The sequence below is a fragment of the Kitasatospora sp. NPDC058162 genome, assembly GCF_042884005.1.
Classification (GTDB): Bacteria; Actinomycetota; Actinomycetes; order Streptomycetales; family Streptomycetaceae; genus Kitasatospora.
Window position 1 is genome coordinate 56,390 of the sequence record NZ_JBHVUS010000024.1, and the last position, 21,760, is coordinate 78,149.

The following is a 21,760-nucleotide window of genomic DNA, read 5'->3' on the forward strand; positions in this document are numbered from 1 at the left end:
CATGACGTCACGTCAGCAGGGCCGCCGGGCGGTCGTCACCGGCCTCGGCGTGGTGGCGCCGAACGGTGTCGGGGCCGACGCCTTCTGGAAGGCCACCAGGCAGGGCGTGAGCGTCCTCGACCGGATATCCCGCGAGGGCTGCACCGAGCTGCCGCTCAAAGTCGCGGGCGAGGTGCGGGAGTTCGATCCGCAATCGGTGATCGACAGCCGCTACCTCGTACAGACCGACCGCTTCACCCACTACGCGATGGCCGCCGCCGACCTGGCAGTGGCCGACGCGGGGTTCCGGCCCGACCCCGAACGGCCCTTCGCGGTCGGCGTGGTGACCGCGGCCGGCTCCGGCGGCGGCGAGTTCGGCCAGCGCGAACTCCAGCAACTCTGGGGCCAGGGGCCGCGGTTCGTCGGCCCGTACCAGTCCATCGCCTGGTTCTACGCGGCCAGCACCGGCCAGATCTCGATCCGCGGCGGCTACAAGGGCCCGTGCGGGGTGGTCGCCAGCGACGAGGCCGGCGGGCTGGACGCGGTCGCGCACGCGGCCCGCTCGGTCGAGCGCGGCACCGACGCCGTGGTGGTCGGCGCCGCCGAGGCCCCGCTGGCGCCGTACTCCATGGTCTGCCAACTCGGCTACCCCGAGCTGAGCCTGTCCGACCGGCCGGACGCCGCCTACCTGCCGTTCACCGCGCAGGCCTGCGGCTTCTCCCCCGCCGAGGGCGGCGCGATGCTGCTGCTGGAGGACGAGCAGGCGGCCCGCCGGCGCGGCGCCGCCGTCCGGGCCCACCTGGCCGGGCACGGCGCCACCTTCACCGGCGCCTCCCGCTGGGCGGAGTCCCGGGAGGGGCTGGCCGCGGCGATCCGGATCGCGCTGGACGAGGCCCGGATCGCCCCCGAGGAGGTCGACGTGGTCTTCGCCGACGCCCTCGGCATCCCCTCCGCCGACCGGGCCGAGGCCCTGGCGCTGGCCGACGCGCTCGGCCCGGCCGCCGAACGGGTGCCGGTCACCGCGCCCAAGTCCGGTACGGGGCGGGCCTATTGCGGCGCACCGATGCTGGACGTGGCGGCCGCCGTACTGGCCATGGAGGACGGCGTACTGCCGCCCACCCCCAACGTCACCGAGATCTGCCACGACCTCGCCCTGGTGACCGACCGCGCCCGCCCGGCCGAACTGCGCACCGCGCTGGTGCTCAGCCGCGGGCTGATGGGCTCCAACTCCGCGCTGGTGCTCCGGCGCGGGGAGCGGTCCTGATCCCCCTTGACCCAACGCCCCCTGATCGACCGCACCACGAAGGGACTCCCCGTGAGCAACACCCTCAGCTATCCCGAACTCGCCGCCCTGCTCCAGGCCCGGGCCGGCGTCACCGTCGCCCCGGGCGACCTGGAGCAGCCGGGCGCGCAGTTCGACGACTTCGGCGTCGACTCGCTCGGACTGCTCGGCGTCGTCGGCGAGTTGGAGAACCGGCACAGCCTCAAGGTCACCTCCGGAGCCGAGTCCGCCAAGACCCCGGCCGAGTTCATGGAGCTGGTCAACACCTCCCTGTCCGCGAAGGCGGGTGCCTGAGATGCCCGGCCACACCGACAACGAGATCGTCATCAACGCCCCGGTCGACCTGGTCTGGGAGATCACCAACGACCTGGAGAACTGGCCGGAGCTGTTCAGCGAGTACGCCTCGGTCGAGGTGCTGGAACGCGACGGCGACCGGGTGCAGTTCCGGCTCACCATGCACCCGGACGAGAACGGCACGGTGTGGAGCTGGGTCTCCGAGCGCACCACCGACCGCTCCTCGCTCGCGGTCGAGGCCCGCCGGGTCGAACCCGGGCCGTTCGAGTTCATGGAGATCCGCTGGGAGTACGCCGAGGTCCCGGCCGGCACCCGGATGCGCTGGATCCAGGACTTCGCGATGAAGCCGACCGCGCCGGTGGACGACGACGGCATGGTCAACCACATCAACAAGAACTCCCGGATCCAGATGCAGCTGATCCGCGAGAAGGTCGAGAAGCGGGCGGCCGAACGGTGACCGGGACCCACCGCGCCCTGATCGTCGCCCGGATGAAACCGGAGACGGCCCCGGACATCGCCGAGGTCTTCGCCGACTCCGACCGGGGCGAGCTGCCGCACCTGATCGGCGTCACCGGCCGCAGCCTCTTCCAGTTCGGCGACGTCTACCTGCACCTGATCGAGGCCGACCGCCCGCCGGGCCCGGCCGTCGCCAAGGTCCTCGGCCACCCGGAGTTCCGGACCGTCAGCGACCGCCTGACCGCCTTCGTCCAGGCCTACGACCCGGCCACCTGGCGCGAGCCGAAGGACGCCATGGCGCGCGAGTTCTACCGCTGGGACCGCTGAGCGCCGTCCCGTCCGACCCCGTTCGATCTGGGCCCGCCCCCGGCACCTGCGCCGGGGGCGGGCCCATGCGCGCATCCCGGTGCGCGGCACCCCTAGCACCCCGCGCCGGATCCGAATCACCCGGATCGCCGGGCCACCCGGGTGAACACGCCCCGGACACCACCCGAAGGGCGCACTCTCCGCACCGGCGCTGCCACGCTCAGGTGGCAGGCGGCCCCACCGTGGTTGACGGTGGATCAGGCGCCACTGTTCGCGAGTCCCCTGACCGGCACCGTGCCGGCGGTCGCGGCCCTCGCGCCGGAAGGATCATCCTCATGCGTTCTGCACGCACGCTGCTCGCCGGAGCGGCCGTCGCCGCCGTCCTCACCGTCGGCACCCCCATGGCCTTCGCCGACGGTTCCTCCTCGGACCAGGGCAAGAACCTCACCTGGCAGGAGAAGCAGCCCGACAAGGCCGGCTCCGACAGCTCGAAGGGCTACGACGACAAGAAGTCCGGCGGCTCCGCCTCCGAGGAGCACAAGGGCTCCGAGAGCAAGGGGTCCGAGAGCAAGGGCTCCGGCGAGCACAAGGGCTCCGAGAGCAAGGGCTCGGACGACAAGGGCTACGGGGGCAAGGAGGAGGAGCACACCCCGCACGGCGGCGTGCACACCGGCGGCGGCGGCCTGGCGCTGTCCGGCGGCGGCCTCGCCTCCGGCGCGGTGCTGCTGCTCGGCGGCCTCGGGGCCGGCGCGTACGCGCTGCGCCGCGGCCGCCGCACGACCGGCGCCGCCGCCGTCTGACGCGCGCCACCGCCGCCTCTGGGCGTGTCTTGTGGGTCTTGTCGGATCAGGCCGCGGCGTTGGGGTGCGTGCATCGCAAGGCGGAGGAGGGAGCCACTGCGGAGCATTGGCGACCGACGACAACGCGGCGAGGTGCGTGCCCCGGCGTCGCGGACCCGGCAAAGACCCGCAAGACACGCCCCAGCCTCTCCCGGCCTCTCCGGCCGGGGTGGGGCGCACGGGGGCGGCGGGCCGTCGCGGAACAGGCTACTGACGAAGGACTTCGAGCGGAGGACAGGATTGACATCCTCCCCGCGCTAGAGCGCGGGGATTACGGCCGGGCCTGCGGCACGGGGCCTGCGCCCCGGTCCGGTGGCGTTCCGGTGGGTTCCTGTTTCAACGGGCCGTGCCCGGCGTGGGATCGCCACGCCGGGGCTCACCGGTCCTCCGCAGGCGTTTAGCCTGTCCGCCCGTCCGGCGGCCAGGATGTTCCGATCAGCATTGAGGTCACGGTCATGCAGCACACCGCACGCACCACAGGCCCACTCGCGGATCGCGGGTGGCTTGGGCCCGTCGCGGTGCCCGCACGCCGAGCAGAGCTGGGAGGACGGGAACGCACGGGGCACGATCCCGACGTACCTCCCGTAGCGGGCGGCCTTCTCTTCGAGCAGGCTCCGGAAGGCGGCCCATCCGGCGTCGTGGACGGACTTGGCCAGACGGCCCCGGCCGAGGCCGCGCACGTTCAGGTCCTCCAGGTACACCGCTTGGGTTTCGCGAATGATCCTGGTGGTCTGTTGGTGCAGCCAGTCCATGCGGGTGTCGGCCACCCTGGCGTGCGCCCTGGCGACCTTGCGGCGGGCCTTGGCCCGGTTCTTCGACCCCTTCGCCTTGCGCGAGAGTTCCCGCTGGGCGGCCTTGAGCTTCCTCTCCGCCTTGCGGAGGAAGCGGGGGTTGTCGATCACGCTGCCGTCGGAGAGGACGGCGTAGGTGGTCAGCCCGAGGTCGATGCCGACCTCGGCATCGACCTCGGGCAGGTGCTCGGGTTCCACGTCCACCACGAAACTCGCGTGGTAACGGCCCGCCGCGTCCAGCACGACCGTCACCGACGACGGCTCGACGGGCAGCGCCCGCGACCACTTCACCCGCACGTCACCGACTTTGGCAAGGTTCAACTTGCCGTTGGACCGGATGCGGAACCCGTTCCGGGAGAACCGCAGCGACTGCCGGTAGTCCTTCCGCGACTTGAACACCGGCAGCCCCACCGGGCGCCCGGCCCGCTTCCCGGACAGCGAGTCGAAGAAGTTCCGGTACGCGGTGTCCAGATCGCGCAGCGACGACTGCAACGCGTCCACCGACACCGACCCCAGCCACGACCGGGCATCCGTCCTCTTCGCATCGGTGATCACCGACCTGGCCAGAGCACCGATCGGGATCCTCGACCCGTCCGCCTTCCACGCGGCCTTCCGCAGGGCGAGCGCATCGTTGTACACCACCCGCGCACACCCGAACGTCCGCGCCAGCGCCTGCCGCTGACCCTCCGTCGGATAGACGCGAAAGGAGTACCTGAGATACACGCAATCAACCTACCGGCAGGCACTGACAACCAGATGCGGCCACCCTCACAGCGGTCCAGCCTGACGACGACGCCCCGCCACCTGACCTGGTCCGCAAGCAGTCCGCTTCTCCCCTGCAAGCCGGAGGTACCCCCACCCCCGGCCAAAGCCGGGGTAATCCACGGAGGTCCCCGATGACGGGCGGTCCCGGCTCCGGAATGCCCAGGCTGCTGCGCGGCGGGATGGGCGCGGCAGCGGTCGGTCTGCTGCTGATCTACAACTCGGTGGACACCGGGCCCGCCGAGGACCAGGCGGCCGGCCAGGCCGCTCCCCCGGCGGCCGCCGCCCCCGCCGTCCCGGGCCCCGCGGCGGCCACCGGCGCCGCCCCGGCCTCGCCCGCCGCACCGGGCTCGCCGGCGCTCAAGCGGTCCAAGCCGACCCGGCTGCGGATCCCGCAGATCGCCGTCGACGCCCCCTTCACCGAACTCACCCTCAACCCGGCCGGACAGCTCAACGCGCCCCCGCCGGACGACAAGAACCTGGTCGGCTGGTACCGCGACGGCGTCACCCCGGGCGAACGCGGCAGTTCGGTGGTCGCCGGGCACGTGGACACCACCAAGGGCCCCGCGGTCTTCCTCCTCCTGAGCCTGCTGCTGCCCGGCAACAAGGTCGAGGTGAGCCGCGCCGACGGCACCGTCGCGGTCTTCACCGTCGACGCGGTGGAGACCTTCGCCAAGAACGCCTTCCCCGACAAGAAGGTCTACGGCAAGACCCCGGACGCCCAGCTCCGGCTGATCACCTGCGGCGGCACCTACGACAAGAAGCGCCGGGACTACCTCGACAACGTGGTGGTCTTCGCCCACCTGGAGTCCTCCCACAAGGCCTGAGCACCACACGGCCTGAGCACGACGACGGCCGCTGGTCCCCGAGGAGTCGGGGAGCAGCGGCCGTCGGTGTGCGGGGCCTGGCCGGGCGGGTCAGGCCCGGACGGTGGCCTCGAAGGCGTGGAGGTAGGGGTTGACGGGGCGGACGGCGACGACGTCGAGGCCGGCCTCCTCCATGAGGTGGACCATGCTCTCCTCGGAGTGCTTGGCGCCGCCCACGTTGAGCATCAGCATCAGGTCCATCGCGGTGGTGAAGCGCATCGAGGGGCTGTTGTCGACCAGGTTCTCGACCACCACGACCCGGGCGCCGGGACGGGCCACGGCGACCACATTGGCGAGGGTGCGGCGGGTGCTCTCGTCGTCCCACTCCAGGATGTTCTTGATGATGTAGAGGTCGGCGCGCACCGGGATCTCCACCCGGCAGTCGCCGGGGACGAGGCGGGCGCGGGCCGAGAAGGCGCCGCCGTCGTGCAGGCGGGGGTCGGCGCCGGCGACGACCTTGGGCAGGTCGAGCAGGGTGCCGTGGAGGGCCGGGTGCTTGTCCAGCAGGCTGGCGAGGACGTGGCCCTGGCCGCCGCCGATGTCGGCCACCGAGTCGATGCCGGTGAGGTCCAGGTAGTCGGCGAAGTCCTGGGCGGACTGCCGGCTGGAGGTGGTCATCGCCTTGTCGAAGACCTTCGCCGAGTCGCCGCCCTCGCTGTGCAGGTAGTCGAAGAACTCCTTGCCGAACAGCTCGGGGAAGACGTTGCGCCCGGAGCGCACCGCCTCGTCCAGCTTCGGCCAGGCCTCCCAGGTCCACGGCTCGGTGCACCAGAGGGAGATGTAGCGCAGGGAGTTGGGGGCGTCCTCGCGCAGCAGGCGGGACATCTCGGTGTGCTCGAAGCGGTCGTCGCCGGTCTCGGCGAAGATCCCGTAGCAGGTGAGGGCGCGCAGCAGGCGGCGCAGCTGGCGGGGTTCGGTGTCGAGCCGCGCGGCGAGGTCGGTGACGGTGGCCGGGGTGTCGCCGAGCACGTCGGCGACCCCGAGCCGGGCGGCGGCGCGGACGGCGGCGGCGCAGGCGGCGCCGAAGACGAGTTCGCGCAGGCGCATCGCGGCCTGGGGGGTGGGGCTGGCGGGTGCGGTGGTCATGGTCTGGTCCTTGTCGGTCGGGGACGTCAACGGGGGCGTCAGCAACGGCCGGACGGCTGGGAGACCGCGCAGGTGTTGCGGGCGTAGGAGTTGTCGGTGCCGGTGTCGCGGTCGGCGAGGTCGGCCGGGCCGTTGCCGCTCAGGCGGTTGTCGGCGATGGTCGCCCGGGTGTTGGGGATGCCGACGACGCTCTTGAAGAGGACGATGCCGCCCGAGAAGTCCGAGGCGCCGACGTTGTCGCGGACCTCGTTGTCGGTGACCCGGGTGTCCTCGGTGCCGGTGAGCACGATGCCCGCGCCCTGGATGGCGCCGAGGCGCGGGTTGGCCGGGCAGAACTTGTTGTTGGCGACCACCTTGTTCTTGCGGACGTCGAGGTCCCCGGCGCGGGGCACGCCCTCGTCGCCGACCACGAAGACGCCGCTGCAGTTGCCGCTGATCTCGTTGCCCTGGACGGTGAGCACCCGCAGCCGGCGCACGGTGACGCCGACCCGGTTCCCGGTGAGCACGTTGCCCTCGACGACGGTGCCCCCGGTGTCGGGCGCGCCGCCCTCGCGGTAGGCGTAGTTGGCGAGGAAGACGCCGGACTGGCCGTTGTCGACCGAGCGGTTGCCCACGATGGCGGCCTTGGTGGAGATCTCCTGGCTGATGCCCTGCTGGGCGTTGTCGTGGACGTAGGTGGCGCGGACGGTCAGGCCGGTGGTGCCGCTGGCGTCGATGCCGTTCTTGCGGAAGCCGGTGACGGCGAGCGCGTCGACGGTGACCCCGGGCAGCGGGGCCTGCTCGGTGCCGACCACGCAGACGCCGTGCCCGGCGGTGGCGCAGGCGTTCTCGGTGCCGTCGCCGGGGGTGATCACGGTGGCCGGCCCGGAGCCGCGCAGGGTGAGGCGGGGGGTGGCGATGCGGACGCTGCCGCGGTAGGTGCCGGCGAGGACCTGGATCGTGTCGCCGGGGGCGGCGGCGTCGACGGCCCGCTGGATCGATTCGCCGGGGTGGACGAGGTGGAGGGTGCCGTCGGCGGCGTGGGCCGCGGGTGCGGCGGCCAGGGTGGCGAGGACGGTGGTCAGGGTGGTGGTCAGGGCGGTGGCGGCGGCGGTGGCCGCGGCGAGGTGGTGGACCCGGCGCGTGGGCATGAGTGGTGACCTGTCTTTCGGCGTGCGCGGTGTGGCGGTGGGCGCGGTGGGCGCGGTGCTCGGCTGTGGGAGGGGCGGTGGGACGGTCCGACCCGGTGTGTGCGGGTGGTGACGGTCGGTGAGTGCGGCCGAGTCGACGGTACGGTCGCCCCCGGAGGGCCGCCACCAGGGCTGGGCTGCCGGACTGACGGGGCGTCGGCCGCTGGTGGGACGCCCCGGCGTGGCGTGCGTAGCCGGCGGGGCACGGCGCGCGGGCGCGTCTGCGCGCCGGGCCCGCGCGCCGAAGCCGTCCGGGCCCGTGACATGCTCGGGGGCATGAGCACCACGCCCGGACCGTCCCCCGCCGCCCGCCGCAACCCGATCGGCGCCCACGTCCCGGTGGCCGGCCGCGGCCTGGCCGGTACGGGCCTGGCGTACGCGAGCCGGGTGGGCGCCGAGACGGTGCAGGTGTTCGTGGCCAACCCGCGCGGCTGGGCCACCCCCGCGGGCAACCCGGCGCAGGACGAGGAGTTCCGTACGGCCTGCGCCGAGCAGGGCATCCCGGCCTGGGTGCACGCGCCGTACCTGATCAACTTCGGCTCGGACAACCCGGCCACCCGGGAGCGCTCGGCCGACTCGCTGCGGCACTCGCTGCACCGCGGCCACGCGATCGGCGCGCTCGGCGTGGTGCTGCACACCGGCTCGGCGGTCGGCACCGCGCCCGGCGGCGGTTCGCGCCGGGCCGAGGCGATGGCGCAGGTGCGCGCCGACGTCCGCCCGCTGCTGGACGAGCTGGACGCGCTCGGCGACGACGCGCCGTGGCTGCTGCTGGAGCCGACCGCCGGCCAGGGCAGCTCGCTCTGCTCGCGGCTGGAGCAGCTGGCCGAGTACGTGGAGGCGCTGGACGGGCACCCCAAGGTCGGCGTCTGCCTGGACACCTGCCACGCCTTCGCCGCCGGGCACGACCTGGCCGTCCCCGGCGGGGTGACGGCCGCGCTGGACGCCCTGGCCGCGGCCGCCGGTCCGGGCCGGCTGCGGCTGATCCACGCCAACGACTCGGAGGACGTGGTCGGCGCCCGCAAGGACCGGCACGCCAACATCGGCGCCGGGATGATCGGCGCGGAGCCCTTCCGCGAGCTGTTCGAGCACCCGGAGACGGCCGGGGTGCCGCTGCTGGTGGAGACCCCGGACCGCAAGCACGGCGGGGACGGCACCGGGCACGCGATGGACATCGCGGTGCTGCGGGAGCTGCGCGAGCGGGCGGCCGTGCCGGTCTGACCGTGGTCCGGCCGTCGTCCTCCGGAGCTGCCGGTCGGGCGGGGCGGTGGCAGGCTGGAACGAGTCACTGCCGCCTGGGGGTGGATGCATGTCCACGACTCGGAAACTGGCCGCGCTGCCGTGCGGGCACCGCAGCAAGTGGGTGGTACTGGCCCTGTGGCTGGTGCTGCTGATCGCGCTGGGCCCGCTGGCCGGGAAGCTGATGGGCGCCGAGGACAACCAGGCGTCCAGCTGGCTGCCGGGCAGCGCCGAATCCACCCGGGTGCTGAACGAGCAGCGGGCCTTCCAGCCGGTGGACACCGCCCAGGCCGTCGTCGTCTACCAGCGGACCGACGGCATCACCCCCGACGACCGGGCCGAGGCCGCCCGCGAGGCCGTCCGGTTCGCCACCGTGCCGCACGTGGTCGGGCCGGTGATCGGCCCGGTGCTGTCCGCCGACGGCCAGGCCATGCAGACCATCGTGCCGATCGACGTAGGCAGCAACGGCTGGAACGACCTCAAGCCGGCCGTGGACAGCCTGCGGCAGACCGCGGCCGCCAACGGCCACGGCATGACCACCCACGTCACCGGCCCCGGCGGGATCGCCGCCGACCAGGCAAAGGCCTTCGCGGGCATCGACGGCTCGCTGCTCGCCGCCACCATCAGCGTGGTGATCGTCCTGCTGCTGCTCACCTACCGCAGCCCGGTGCTGTGGCTGCTGCCGCTGCTCTCCGCCGGCGGCGCGCTGACCGTCTCCCAGGCCTTCATCTACCTGCTCGCCAAACACGCCGGGCTGACCGTCAACGCGCAGAGCGCGGGCATCCTGATCGTCCTGGTGCTGGGCGCGGGCACCGACTACGCCCTGCTGCTCACCGCCCGCTACCGGGAGGAGCTGCGCCGGCACGAGGACCGGCACGAGGCGATGGCGTACGCCCTGCACCGGGCCGGGCCCGCCGTGCTGGCCTCCTCGGCCACCGTGGTCGCCTCGATGCTCTGCCTGCTGATCGCCGAGATGAACTCCACCCGCGGCCTCGGCCCGGTCCTGGCGATCGGCGTCGTGGTCGCCCTGGCGGCGATGCTGACCCTGCTGCCCGCGCTGCTGGTGATCGTCGGCCGCTGGGTGTTCTGGCCGGTCCGGCCGGCCTACGGCACGCCGGAGCCGACCCGGACCGGCCGCTGGGCGCACGTCGGCGCCTGGATCGGGCGGCGGCCGCGCAAGGTGTGGGTCGGGACGGCGCTGGCGCTCGCGGCCTGCTGCGTCGGGCTGGTCTCGCTGAACGCCAACGGGCTGAGCACGGCCGCGTCCTTCACCGGCAAGCCGGACTCGGTGGTCGGCCAGCAGGTGCTGGAGCAGCACTTCCCCGGCGGGACGGGCGCGCCGCTCACCGTGGTCTCCGCCGCGGCCGGCGCCCCGGCCGTACGGGCCGCCGCGCAGTCCACCGCCGGGGTGGCGGCCACCTCGCCGCCGGTGGTGCGGGACGGGCGGGCGCTGTTCCAGGCCACCCTCACCGACCCGCCGGACAGCCAGGCCGCCAAGGCCACCGTCGACCGGGTGCGCGCCGCCGTGCACGCCGTACCGGGCGCCGACGCCCAGGTCGGCGGGAACACCGCCGTCATCCTGGACGCCGGGCGGGCCGCCGGGAACGACAACCGGGCGATCATCCCGCTGGTCCTCGGCGTGGTGCTGCTGATCCTGGCCGTGCTGCTGCGGGCCGTCGCCGCGCCGCTGGTGCTGATCGCGACCGTGGTGCTGTCGTACGCGGCGGCGCTCGGGATCAGCTCGCTGTTCTTCGCGCACGTCTTCCACTTCCAGGGCGAGGACAACGCCTTCCCGCTGTTCGTCTTCGTCTTCCTGGTCGCGCTGGGGATCGACTACAACATCTTCCTGATGACCCGGGTGCGGGAGGAGTCCGTCCGGCACGGCACCCGGCAGGGGGCGCTGATCGGGCTGTCCGCGACCGGCGGGGTGATCACCTCGGCCGGGCTGATCCTGGCCAGCACCTTCGCCGTCCTGGGGACGCTGCCGGTGGTGGGACTGGCCGAGATCGGCTTCGCGGTGGCGCTCGGGGTGCTGCTGGACACCCTGGTGGTGCGCTCGGTGCTGGTCACCGCGCTGACCATGGACCTGGACCGGCACATGTGGTGGCCGGGGCGGCTGTCGCGCCGGTCGTCCGACGCGGTGGTGGCGGCGGGGCCGGAGGGGCGTGATCCCGGACAGGTGTGAGCCGCACGGACGGACGTGAGCCCGGGAACCGCTGTGGCGGTCCCCGGGCTCACGGGTGGATCGGGCTGGTCGCCGGATCAGCAGTCGCCGATGCAGGCGTCCTCGCTGCTCGAGTGGGCGTTCAGCCAGCTGGCGTGCGGGCCGAAGAGGCCGACACCGGCCGAGCCCGACTCCAGGCTCGCGCTGGACGACGAGTCCGACGCGTGCCACGCCGCCATCGCCGGGGCCGGCGCGGCGAGGGCGGCGGCACCCGTCACGACGGTGATCACGGCGAACTTGCGGATGTTCCCACGAAGCGACATCTGATGTCCTCTTGGTTCGTCTCTGGTCGTCAACCCGCGCCCCCGAACGGCCAGTTCGAGCCGGTCCGATGGGCCGGGCGGCGCTCCACCGGGGAGCGCCGGGCCAAGGTTGGCACACGAACCCGCAGGCGGCGCGCGCGCCGCAGCCGCGCTGAGTCATTCGGGTGACACATCTCCCCCGGCCGGGCGAACCCGGTCGTACGACCGCATTCCGGGTCGAACGGCCGGACGAAGCCCACCGGACGAGTGCCCGTCCGAGCGACGTACGACCGCAAGACTTGCGGTGATCGGGGCGGCCGGACGAACAAATCCGGGCGATTTGTCACAGGGAATCGCCTGGTCCGAGCATGAACGGTCGCTCCACCGAGCGCGAGCAGGACCACGAAAGGCGCACCACCCTCATGCAGACCAGCCCCGCCGAAACCCGGCAGGCGACCCGACCGAGCAGCCCGGAGACCCCGGCTACGGCTCCGGCTCCGGCTACGGCTCCGGCTACGGCTCCGGCTCCGGCTCCGGCTCCGGCTCCGGCGAAGAACGGCCGCTTCGGGCTGCCCGTCGCCACCGCCCTGGTGATGGGCAACATCATCGGCGGCGGCATCTTCATGATCCCGGCCGCCGTGGCGCCCTTCGGGACGGTCAGCCTGCTCGCCTTCGTCGTCATCACCGTGGGCTCGATCGCGCTGGCGCTGGTCTTCGGGCAGCTGGCCCGCCGCAACCCGCGCACCGGCGGGCCGTACCTCTACGCCCGCGAGGCCTTCGGCGACTTCGCCGGCTTCCTGTCCGCCTGGTCGTACTGGATCACCGCCGTGGTCAGCAACGCCGCGCTCGCCGTCGCCGCCGTCGGCTACCTGGACGTGCTGCTGCCGATCCACCACAACCTCGCGCTGGAGATCACCGCCGCACTCGTCCTCCAGTGGCTGCCCGCGCTGGCCAACCTGGCCGGCACCCGGTACGTCGGGGCCGTCCAACTCGTCTCCACCGTCCTGAAGTTCATCCCGCTGCTGCTGATCTCGGTGGGCGGACTGTTCTTCGTCGACCCGAAGAACATCGGGCCCTTCGACGCCGGCGGCCAGGGCTGGATGGGCGGCATGACGGCCGCCGCGGCGATCCTGATGTTCAGCTACGTCGGCGTCGAGTCGGCCGCGATGAGCGCCAGCCAGGTCCGCGACCCGGAGCGCAACGTCGGCCGGGCCAGCGTCCTCGGCACCAGCGGCGCCGCGGTGGTCTACCTGCTGGGCACCCTCGCCGTGTTCGGCACCGTCGCGCACCAGCAACTGGTCAACTCCACCGCGCCGTTCTCGGACGCCATGAACGCCATGTTCGGCGGCACCTGGGGCGGCACCGTGATCGCCGTCGCCGCGCTGATCTCGATGACCGGCGCGCTCAACGGCTGGACCCTGCTGGCCGCCCAGGCGCCGTACGCGGCCGCCAAGGACGGGCTGTTCCCGGCCGCTTTCGGGAAGGAGAAGCGCGGCGTGCCGACCTTCGGCGTGCTCGTCAGCGTCGCGCTCGCCTCGGTGCTGACCATCGCCAACTTCGCCAGCGGCGCCAAGGGCGCGTTCGACGTGCTGGTCCTGATCACCACCTTCACCGCGGTCGTGCCCTACCTGCTGTCCACCGCCGCCCAGCTGTACTGGCTGGTCCGCGGCGCCACCGACAAGGTCAACAACGCCCACCTCGTCCGCGACGCCGTCCTCGGCCTCGGCGCCTTCGCCTTCTCCATCTGGCTCCTGGCCGGCGCCGGCTACGCCGCCGTCTACCAGGGCGTGCTGTTCCTGTTCGCCGGCATCCTCGTCTACGTCTGGCTGGCCGGCCGCCGGCCCCGCCCGACGGACACCGCCGCCGCCCCCGAAGCCGGCTGACCCGGACGCCCCGGTCGGCGGGCGGGACGGCGGGGCGGGGCCCAGCCGCGGCCCAGGTCGGGACCAAGGTCCTGGCCTGGGCCGCGGTGTGCGTCACCCCCCTTCACGGTTCGCCGGCCTCCTGGTGGAAGTCCTCGTCCCGGACGGCACCTTGGTCGGAGAATGCTCCGGGGACGACGCCGGTGTGGTGGCGGTGGTCGTGGGCTCGGACGGCTCGGTGGATGAGGCCGAGGGCGAGCAACTCGCCGACGGCGTCGCGGCGGGAGAGGAGACGTCAGGGGTCGTCGGGTGCACCGGCGCCGGCGTCGCCGGGTGCGAACCGCCTCCGCCCCCGTTCACCGGGGAGCCGAACAAGCTGTCCGTCACCTCGACCACGCCGCCGCAGGCGAGCAGCACCGCGGCCAGCACGGACAGTCCGACGGAGGCCCGCAGCGCCCGGGGGGCCGGGGTACGCAGGTCGGTGGCCACGTTCAGTCCACGTATTCCTGGGCGACCTGGACGTACTCGAAGCCCTTGACCTCGGTGGCGATCTGCATCTGACCGGTCTGCGAGGAGGCGATCAGGCTGTTGAGCAGGCCGGTGATCGCCCCGCTCAGCGCCGACTCGGTGTCCGAGCCGTCGGCGATGAACAGCGCCTTGGTCGCCACCTCCTTCAGCACGTCGCGCTTGGCGGTGCCGAAGCCGTAGGCGATCACGTGCGGGTGGCGCGGCCAGTTCCGGTCCACCAGCGTGCGGAAGGAGTCCCGCCACCTCGCGTCGGTCGGACCGCCGTCGGTCAGGAAGAAGATCGCCGGCCGCAGCACGCTGTACTGCTGCGCCCGCAGGTCGCTGACGTCCTGTTCGATGCTCTGCCGCAGCTGGTCGAAGGCCTTGCCGTACTCGGTGCCCCCGCCGCAGATCACTTCGGGCAGGCTCGGCACCTGCTCCAGGTCCGACATCGGGATCACCACGTGCACGTCGGTGGAGAAGGCGACCACGCTGACCCGGGCGAACTCCGAGACGCGCGGGTTGGTCGCCAGGTTGTAGTGCAGACGCGAGAGGGTCGCGTTGAGCACCGCCTCGTGCGGCTTCATCGACGAGGAGGCGTCGATCACCACGTAGGTGGGCAGGCAGAGTGACATCGTGTGCACCTCTGGGCTAGTGGTTGGCGGTGATGAGGATGAGGAGGACCAGGGCCACGACGAAGGCGAGCACCCAGGCCCACTTGGCGGCCGAGCGGGTCGCGGGCTTCTGCAGCTGCTTCTGCTTCTGCTTCTGCTGCTCCACGACCGTGCTGATCCGGGAGACGGTGACGACGGGCTCCGGGATCGTTCGCGGAACGGGCTGAGGGGGTATCACTGTCGGTTGTTTCACGGGCAGTTGAGGAAGCGGCGAACGGGTCGGACGCGGCACGGCCCTGAGGTAGGGCCCGTTGTTGAGCGCCTGGTTCAACTGGGCGGCCGCGGGCCGTCGTTCCCGGTCGGTCGCGAGCAGCATGTCCAGCAGTACCTCGGTGACGGCGGGCTGGTTCGGCCAGGGGGAGTCGGCGACGTGGTGGAAGGTGCTCGCGTCGCGCCGGCCGGTCAGGCACTTGGCGACGAGCAGGGCGAGCCGGTAGCGGTCGGTGTACTGGTCCGCGTCGCAGCCCGGCGGCGTGAGCGGGTCGGCCCAGTTCGGCTGGTGGATGTCGGGCATCTTCTTCGGCTGGCAGCCGTCGACGTCGATCAGGTAGACGGAACTCCGGTACGGGCTCCAGAAGGCGTTGGAGAACGACCAGTCCGAGTAGACCAGCCCCAGGCCCTCCAGGATCGCGGCGAGTTCCGTCAGCCGGCGGCAGGCCGTCAGCCGGCCCTCGAAGCCGGGGCACGGCAGGCCGACGCCCCGGATCGACTCGTCGGACTTCGCCAGCCAGTCGATCTCCAGGAACCGGCGTTCGCTGAACTTCCCGCGCCGCAGCTCGGAACGGTACTGCTCGGGCGCCATCGGGATCACGCACCCGACGACCGGGTTGCCGGGATCGTGGATGCGGGCCGCGGGCCAGCACGTCCCGGCGTACAGGCTCGCCCGCTCCGCCTCCGGCAGCGCGTCCGGAGCCGAGATCAGCAGGTCGATCCGGTGGCCGTCCTCCTGGTGCAGCCCGGGCCGGTAGAGCTTGGCCAGCCAGCCCGGATGGCCCGCCAGCGGCCGCACGGCGACGGCCTGGCCGTTGTGTTCGGAGATCGGCTCGGCGAGCGGCCCGAGATCGGCGAGGCCCACGGTCCTCGGCAACGCCCAGCCGCGCGGGTCCGCCGCCGGGGCGCCGTCGCCCGCGGCGGGATCGGCGTCGGTCATGTCCCGCTGCCGTTCCAGACCACGACGGCGGTGCGGTCGTCGAGGCACTGCGGTGCGTCGAAGCCGACGTCGGCCGTGAACCGGGTGGCCGGGACCGGCGCGCGCCAGGCGTTCGCGAAGTAGGCGTTGACGTTGCCCGCCTGGTCCGCCCACGCGTCGCCGATCCCGTCCGTGACCAGCGCGAGGGCGGCACCGGCCGCCAGGGTGACGTAACCGTCCGCGGCCAGCTGCGGCGTGTCCGGCAACCGGCCGGCGACCTCGTTCGAGACCACCGCGGCCGCGCGGTCCTTGGCCTCGCCGACGGAGAACTGCCACCGCGGGACGCGCGGGTCGAGCGTCCAGGCCGAACTGTCACCGAGCCACCCGACCCACGCCCGCGCCACGCCGTTCGCGTCCGGCTCGGCGATCACCGCGGTGATCAGCACGGTGGCCAGCTGCGAGGCGCCGACGCCGCGCCCGACCGCGTGCGCGGCGACCGATTCCGCGAGCCGCCCGTACAGCGCCTTGACGTCGAGCCGGTCGAAGCCGACGGCCCCGATCTGCTCGCGCAGCAGGGTGACGGCCTGGCTGGAGGCCGCGGTGGCCCCGACGTCGGACCAGGGCGCGCTGGACAGGCCGTCGGCCACGGCCACGATCGCGTACCGGCTGTCCGGGCTCCGCCCGATCCGGTAGGAGTCCTGGCGCGGCTCGGCGGGCCGGCCGCAGCGGTGGCCGGGCCCGACGACGGAGGCCGCGCGGATGGTGAGGGCACCGACCGTGGCCTCGTCGGCGGCGATCCCGTTCTGCACCGTGCGCTCCGGCAGCAGCCAGGGGTAGCCCTGGGCCCGCGCGCCGTCGCCGAAGCGGGGCACGCTCAGATCGGTCGGCCGCTCCCGCAGGAACGGCCGGGGCCTGCCGGGCTGGGCCGTCGGCACCGCCGGTGCCGCTGGTGCCGCCGGTGCCGCGACGAAGCGGCAGACCGGTGCCGCCGCGTCGGGCCGGGGCTCCCGCTCGGACCGGTCCCGCTGCCGGGCGGGCGGCGCGGCGGCCTCGGACCCCAGCGCGACCGCCGCGCCGATGGCACCCACCGCCGCGAGGGCGAAGGCGTCCACCAGCCAGCCGTAGTGCCGGTGCGGCGCGCCGACCTCGGCGAAGGCCCCGATGACGACCACCGCGAGCAGCCCCGCCCGCACCCAGCCGTCCGTCACACCGTCCCGGCGGCCGTCACCCTCGCTCACGGCCGATCCTCACGATCACGCGACCTCGGCCCGGAGGCGAAGTGCTGGTCACCGTGCTGCACCGCGAACACCTCACCGGAGCCGGTGGCGGAGTTGACCTGGACGACGACCTCCGGCCGTCGCGCGGTCCGCAGCGCTACCAGAGCCATGACGTCCTCGGCGAGAGCCGGGTTCCGGTCGAGCAACTGGAACAGGGCCTCGGTCCAGAAGTCCAAGGCCGCGGCGTCGACCGCTCCCCTCGTGGCGGTCGACCCCCGCTCCAGCGCGACGGACAGTTCCCTGCGGCGGCCGCCGTGGGCCCGGGCGATGACGCCGCCCATCAGTCGCCTCGCCTCGTTCCACAGATCGGTGCCCATCGCGGACACCAGAGCGGTCGCTCCGCTCGCGGCCAGTTCGGCGAGTTCCTGGTTCATCGGCGCTTCAGTCCCGTTCGTTGTAGCGGATGTGCTGGTCACCTCGGCCGACGGCGAAGACCGTGCCGTTCCCCGTGGCCCGGACGAGTTGCTCCACGGTCCGCGGCTCGGCCTCCACGGTCCACGGCTCGGCCTCCACCGGCCGCTCCCGGGAGCCGGGTTCCGGGCCGGGACCGCCGTGCGGCCCGACCGGGCTGCCCGGGTACCAGAGCCAGGCCCGGGCGGCGTACTCCTTGACCCGGACCTCGGCCGCGGTGAAGGCGCCGGCTTCGAGTCCCTCGTAGCCGTGCCCGACCGTCTCCTCGTAGTAGTGCTGCGAAAGGATCGCGGCCACCGGGGTGCCGTCCGGACCGGCCAGCGCCGCGTGCCGCAGCGGAGGCGAGTCGAGCAGCCGGGCGAGCGTCTCGAGCGGGGTGCCGGAGACGGTGCCGTCCGGATCGAGCCGGACCTCCCCCGCGTGCGCGGCGGCCCGTACCCGCAGCCCGGTGTCCGGGCCCGCGTGCCGGTTGTGCTCGCGGATCCGCGCGCACAGCTCCGGCAGCAGCGGGACCAACAGCCCGACCTTGGCCAACCCGGCCGGGGCGACGAGCCGGAAGCCGTCGCCGGTGTCCACGTACGCGAAGTCCCGCCGGTCCAGCCCCGCGACGCCGAGGGCGCCGGACAGCGCGGACCGCAGCGCACCGCGGATCTCCTGCAGCCGCTGCTGACCGCGGCCCGCGGAACCCGCGATGTCGCACGCCAGCAGAGCTCGGTACTCGTACCTCGGATTCACATTCCCTCCGCGATCACGACGGGGGCCGGCAGGTCGGGGACCGATCTGCCGTCGGCAGCGAATTCCCGGTGCCGACACGATGGTTGACGAGATCGTAGGGGAGGGGTCCTCGGGTAGACCGGCTACTAATACGGCTTGTCCGGCTTCGGCCGGACGCGGGAGAGGGGTCACCGATGGGCAACACACGGACGCGCGGGGCCGAGGCCCACTGGCCGCCGACCGGGCTGCTCGGCCGGGTCGGCGAGGCCGACCGCCGAGTCCTGCTGGGGCTCGGCCACGGCGTGGTCTACCCGGCCGGTCAGATCACCATCCGCGAGGCCGACACCTCGGACTTCGCACTGCTCCTGGTCGGCGGCACGGTGAAGGTCACCGCGCACGCACAGGACGGTCGGGAGGCGCTGCTGGCCGTACGGATGGCCGGGGACCTCGTCGGGGAGCTCGCCGGGATCGACGGCCAGCCGCGCATCGGCACCGTGACCGCCTGCGGCCGGGTGCTGGCCCGCTACATCCTGCCCTCCGAACTGGTGGCGTGCACGAAGCAGCACCCCGCCATCGGGCTGGCACTCAACGCGAGCGTGGTGGCCAAGCTGCGCACGGCGACCGGGCGGATCGTCGACTTCACCGGGTGCGACGTGCTCGGGCGGCTGGCCAGGATCCTGCACCACCTCGCCGTCACCTACCGGCGCCCCGGCTGCAACGAAGCCCGTCTCCCACTGTCACAACCGGAGATGGCCACGCTGGTCGGCGCCGCGGAGTCGTCGATCCACAAGGCCCTACGAGCCTTGCGGCAATCGGGCGCCGTCGTCACGGGCTACCGCAGCATCACCATCCTCGACCTGGACCACCTCGCCCGGATCGCCGCCGCGGCCGAACCCGCCGGTTCGCCGGCGATCTCACCAAACAGATAAAAGCGCCGGGTTCCGACGACGGGTCGGCGCCAGCATGACCGTGGACGGGTCGGCGCCGGTGTGGCCGTGGGCGGGTCGGCGCCCGCATGACCGTGGACGGGCCGGCGCCCGCATGACCGTGCCGGGAACCGGGCGTTGGAGAGGATCGGGGGAACAGATGCCAGAGAACAACGGTGCTCCGGACGGTTCCGGGCGGATCCGGACGGGCGATGTCTCCGGAACGATGATCGTCGGCAACCGGAACACCGTGACCACCCTGAACATCACCGCCGGGCACGGTTCGGCCATCACCCTGAACGCGGGGCCGCCGCCGAATCCGGTCAAGCGTCAGCCGATCTCCCACCTGCCGCGCTCCGGCGCCGATCCGCTGATCGGCCGGGAGCGGGAGCTCCAGGCCCTTCAACAGGCCATCGGGGCACGGCAGTTGGTGCAGATCTGGGGCACCGCCGGGGTCGGCAAGAGTGCGCTGCTGCGCCACCTCGCCCGCACCCTGCCGCGCGGGCCCGAGGGCGTGGCCTACATCGAAGCCGGCGGACGGACGGCCGACGACCTCGCGCAGGCGATCTTCGACATCAGCTTCGACGCGCCGAACTACAAGCCGTCGCTGGAAGTGCTGAAGGAGCACCTGAAAACCCTGCGGCTGCGGATCTACCTGGACGACGCGGGACTCGACGAGAAGGGCCTGCGCCGACTCTTCGACCTGGCCGGACAGTCCGCCTTCGTCTTCACCTCGCAGCACCGGTCGCCCGTCGGCGGCGTCCACGCGATCCGGCTCGACGGACTGACGGACACGGCCGGGGTGCAGCTCGTCCAGACCGTACTGGCCCGCCAGTTGCGGCCCGAGGAAGCTCAGACCGTGGCGGCGCTGTGCGACGCCCTGCACGGCAATCCGCTCCGACTGCGGCGCATCGCCCTGTCGGTCGCGACCGGCAAGCGCCTGCCGACCATCGCCGACCTCCCCGCGCTGCTCCCCGCCCTGCTCAACAGGCTCCAGCCGGCCGAGCGCGACCTGCTGCACCTGCTCGGCTCGCTGTCCGGCGCCGAGTTGGCGGCCCGGCAGCTCAACGCCCTGCTCGGTCGGACGGACAGCGACGCGCTCGCCGGCGGCCTGGTGCGGCACGGTCTGCTGATCGCCTCGGAAACCGGCTACGGGTGTCCCCCGGACGTCGCCGAGTGCGTACTGAAGAGCCGGATGACGCAGTTCCCGCCCGATCGGCTCTGCCGGGCGCTCACCGCGTGGGTCGAATCACGGGAGACCACCCCGGACCAGGTCGCGGCCCACTTCCAGGCCCTGGACGTCGCGGTGCTGGGAGCGGAGCGGAGCGGACAGGCGCAGCTCGGCGTGGAGTTGGCCCGGGCCGCCTCGCCGAAACTGGCGCTCTCCCGGCAGTTCGACGCGTGGGGCAGCCTCCTCGGAGCGGGTTGGGCCGCCGCGAAGAGCGTGGGAGACCGCGCGGGCGAGGAGTTCTTCCTGCGCGAGGCGCGCACCCGCCGCAAGGCGATCGGCCGGGCGGCGCTGACCACGACCCTGGCGCTGGAGGCGGGGGTGCTCTGGAAGGAACTCGCCGCCCTGCAGGCGCACTCGGTGGCCCATCATGCGGCGACGACGGCGCTCACCGCCGTGCCGCCGGTCGCGCCTCTTGCGCCGGTCGTACCGGTTGCGCCGGTTACGCCCGTTGCGCCGGTTGCTCCTGTGACGCCGGTTGCTCCGGTACACACCCCGGTCACCCCGCCGACGGTCACCCACCCGGTGGTCAGCCCGCCGACGGTCCCCCACCCAATCCCCACCCCCACTGCTCCGGCGCCCGTGCACGCGCCGACTCCACCGCATGTGATCGACCTGTCCCAGGCCGCCCAACAGCCCCCACCCACTGGCCACGTACCCACCGGCCACGTACCCACCGGCCACGCGGCCGGCGCGCACTCCCCCTCGCACGCCCTGCCGCACAAGATCGACCTCTCGGGTGCGCACAGCTCCGCCGCCCACTCGACGCACGCCGCCGGCACCGCCACCACGACCAGCACGGGCCACGCGGCGGTCGCCACCGCCGGTGCAGCGACCGCCAAGGGCGGAGCAGCCCTCGCCGTCGCCTGCGTGGTCGGCTTCACAGCCGTCATCGGCGTGGGTGCCGTGGTCTACGCCAAGAACCAGTCGGACCGGACTCCGGCGGCCCAGGCCGCCTACCCGTCGATCCCGACCCGACCGATCTACACCCCCAGGCCTCCGGTCCCGCCGGTCTACACCCCGAAGCCGCCGGCCCCGCCCCCGTTGGTAACGCCGGACCCCGTCGATCCCGTGTGCGCAACGGTGGTAACGGAATTGGGGCAAGAGAACCAGCAGTACAACGCCGACCTGCCCATGGTGCACAGCGCCGTCGAGTCGTACAACAACGCCGTGGACGCGCACAACTCCGGACGGACCTCCGCCGTTCCCGACGACAGCGCGATGAACGCCCGCGTCGACATCATCCTCAAAGACGTGCGCGCGAGCGAGACCACGTTGCGGGGAGCCATATCGCAAGCGCGGGACAGATCCGTGGTAGCCGACCTCAAGGGCCTTCTGACCGCTCGCCAGCAGGACGAGAGCCAGTTCCGCTCGTTCCGGAACAAGACCAGTAAAAGCTACGACACAGCCAGCTCGGCTTCGGCATTCAACTCGGCCTGGCAGAGCCTGGTGCTCCACTGCACGGCTTTCTGATCCGCCACGAGATCGACCAGGAAAGGC

The 21,760-nt window shown here is 73.0% G+C and carries 20 protein-coding genes; 11 read left to right on the forward strand and 9 right to left on the reverse strand.

Going from position 1 to position 21,760, the window contains the following annotated elements; genetic code table 11:
• Position 1: 1 nt before the first annotated feature.
• From ACFVXG_RS31880 to ACFVXG_RS31900, 5 genes are all read left to right on the forward strand, one after another.
• Complete coding sequence (locus ACFVXG_RS31880) at positions 2–1,243, forward strand: beta-ketoacyl synthase N-terminal-like domain-containing protein (protein ID WP_387932445.1); 1,242 nt, start codon at positions 2–4, stop codon at positions 1,241–1,243.
• 51 nt (positions 1,244–1,294) lie between these two features.
• Positions 1,295–1,555 (forward strand): acyl carrier protein, encoded by a 261-nt coding sequence (locus ACFVXG_RS31885; RefSeq protein WP_387932447.1) that lies wholly within the window; start codon positions 1,295–1,297, stop codon positions 1,553–1,555.
• A gap of 1 nt (position 1,556) precedes the next feature.
• Entirely contained in the window at positions 1,557–2,012 is a 456-nt protein-coding gene (locus ACFVXG_RS31890; RefSeq protein WP_350505641.1) for an SRPBCC family protein, read from the forward strand.
• A gap of 32 nt (positions 2,013–2,044) precedes the next feature.
• Positions 2,045–2,338, forward strand: coding sequence for a TcmI family type II polyketide cyclase (locus tag ACFVXG_RS31895; protein WP_387932581.1), 294 nt, complete (start codon positions 2,045–2,047; stop codon positions 2,336–2,338).
• 314 nt (positions 2,339–2,652) lie between these two features.
• Positions 2,653–3,117 (forward strand): hypothetical protein, encoded by a 465-nt coding sequence (locus ACFVXG_RS31900; protein ID WP_387932449.1) that lies wholly within the window; start codon positions 2,653–2,655, stop codon positions 3,115–3,117.
• A 296-nt stretch (positions 3,118–3,413) separates the two neighbouring features.
• On the opposite strand, the gene ACFVXG_RS31905 is transcribed toward ACFVXG_RS31900, so the two are convergent.
• The gene (locus tag ACFVXG_RS31905; protein ID WP_387932451.1) at positions 3,414–4,670 is read right to left on the reverse strand and encodes an RNA-guided endonuclease InsQ/TnpB family protein; all 1,257 of its coding nucleotides are present in this window, start codon (positions 4,668–4,670) and stop codon (positions 3,414–3,416) included.
• Between the two features lie 173 nt (positions 4,671–4,843).
• Between ACFVXG_RS31905 and ACFVXG_RS31910 the strand changes: the two genes are divergently transcribed.
• Positions 4,844–5,536: a class F sortase gene (locus ACFVXG_RS31910; RefSeq protein WP_387932453.1), complete on the forward strand. Its 693-nt coding sequence runs from the start codon at positions 4,844–4,846 to the stop codon at positions 5,534–5,536.
• 90 nt (positions 5,537–5,626) lie between these two features.
• Here the strand turns inward: ACFVXG_RS31910 and ACFVXG_RS31915 are convergent, their stop codons facing one another.
• Entirely contained in the window at positions 5,627–6,661 is a 1,035-nt protein-coding gene (locus tag ACFVXG_RS31915; RefSeq protein ID WP_387932455.1) for a methyltransferase, read from the reverse strand.
• Positions 6,662–6,699: 38 nt separating this feature from the next.
• A complete protein-coding gene (locus tag ACFVXG_RS31920) occupies positions 6,700–7,791 on the reverse strand; it encodes a nitrous oxide reductase family maturation protein NosD (protein ID WP_387932456.1) in 1,092 nt (363 codons plus the stop codon).
• A gap of 315 nt (positions 7,792–8,106) precedes the next feature.
• Here ACFVXG_RS31920 and ACFVXG_RS31925 point away from each other — a divergent pair, with 315 nt between their 5' ends.
• Entirely contained in the window at positions 8,107–9,048 is a 942-nt protein-coding gene (locus ACFVXG_RS31925; RefSeq protein WP_387932458.1) for a deoxyribonuclease IV, read from the forward strand.
• A gap of 88 nt (positions 9,049–9,136) precedes the next feature.
• Positions 9,137–11,251, forward strand: a complete 2,115-nt coding sequence (locus ACFVXG_RS31930; protein ID WP_387932460.1) for an MMPL family transporter — start codon at positions 9,137–9,139, stop codon at positions 11,249–11,251.
• Positions 11,252–11,328: 77 nt separating this feature from the next.
• Here the strand turns inward: ACFVXG_RS31930 and ACFVXG_RS31935 are convergent, their stop codons facing one another.
• Positions 11,329–11,553 (reverse strand): hypothetical protein, encoded by a 225-nt coding sequence (locus tag ACFVXG_RS31935; protein ID WP_387932462.1) that lies wholly within the window; start codon positions 11,551–11,553, stop codon positions 11,329–11,331.
• 401 nt (positions 11,554–11,954) lie between these two features.
• Between ACFVXG_RS31935 and ACFVXG_RS31940 the strand changes: the two genes are divergently transcribed.
• Positions 11,955–13,415, forward strand: a complete 1,461-nt coding sequence (locus ACFVXG_RS31940; protein ID WP_387932583.1) for an amino acid permease — start codon at positions 11,955–11,957, stop codon at positions 13,413–13,415.
• Between the two features lie 470 nt (positions 13,416–13,885).
• Here the strand turns inward: ACFVXG_RS31940 and ACFVXG_RS31945 are convergent, their stop codons facing one another.
• From ACFVXG_RS31945 to ACFVXG_RS31965, 5 genes are read right to left on the reverse strand one after another with little or no spacing between them, the layout of a single operon-like run.
• Positions 13,886–14,536 carry a VWA domain-containing protein gene (locus ACFVXG_RS31945; RefSeq protein ID WP_387932464.1) on the reverse strand — a complete coding sequence of 217 codons (651 nt, stop codon included), beginning with the start codon at positions 14,534–14,536 and terminating at the stop codon, positions 13,886–13,888.
• A 16-nt stretch (positions 14,537–14,552) separates the two neighbouring features.
• Positions 14,553–15,725 carry a hypothetical protein gene (locus ACFVXG_RS31950; protein ID WP_387932465.1) on the reverse strand — a complete coding sequence of 391 codons (1,173 nt, stop codon included), beginning with the start codon at positions 15,723–15,725 and terminating at the stop codon, positions 14,553–14,555.
• A complete protein-coding gene (locus ACFVXG_RS31955) occupies positions 15,722–16,942 on the reverse strand; it encodes a protein phosphatase 2C domain-containing protein (protein WP_387932467.1) in 1,221 nt (406 codons plus the stop codon). Before ACFVXG_RS31955 ends, ACFVXG_RS31950 begins: the two co-directional genes overlap by 4 nt.
• Entirely contained in the window at positions 16,939–17,355 is a 417-nt protein-coding gene (locus ACFVXG_RS31960) for a hypothetical protein (protein ID WP_387932469.1), read from the reverse strand. Before ACFVXG_RS31960 ends, ACFVXG_RS31955 begins: the two co-directional genes overlap by 4 nt.
• Positions 17,356–17,362: 7 nt before the next feature.
• A complete protein-coding gene (locus tag ACFVXG_RS31965) occupies positions 17,363–18,127 on the reverse strand; it encodes a hypothetical protein (protein WP_387932471.1) in 765 nt (254 codons plus the stop codon).
• 173 nt (positions 18,128–18,300) lie between these two features.
• Here ACFVXG_RS31965 and ACFVXG_RS31970 point away from each other — a divergent pair, with 173 nt between their 5' ends.
• Both ACFVXG_RS31970 and ACFVXG_RS31975 read left to right on the forward strand, forming a co-directional pair.
• Complete coding sequence (locus tag ACFVXG_RS31970; protein ID WP_387932472.1) at positions 18,301–19,035, forward strand: Crp/Fnr family transcriptional regulator; 735 nt, start codon at positions 18,301–18,303, stop codon at positions 19,033–19,035.
• A gap of 157 nt (positions 19,036–19,192) precedes the next feature.
• Positions 19,193–21,733: an AAA family ATPase gene (locus ACFVXG_RS31975; protein ID WP_387932474.1), complete on the forward strand. Its 2,541-nt coding sequence runs from the start codon at positions 19,193–19,195 to the stop codon at positions 21,731–21,733.
• The last annotated feature ends 27 nt before the right edge of the window (positions 21,734–21,760 follow it).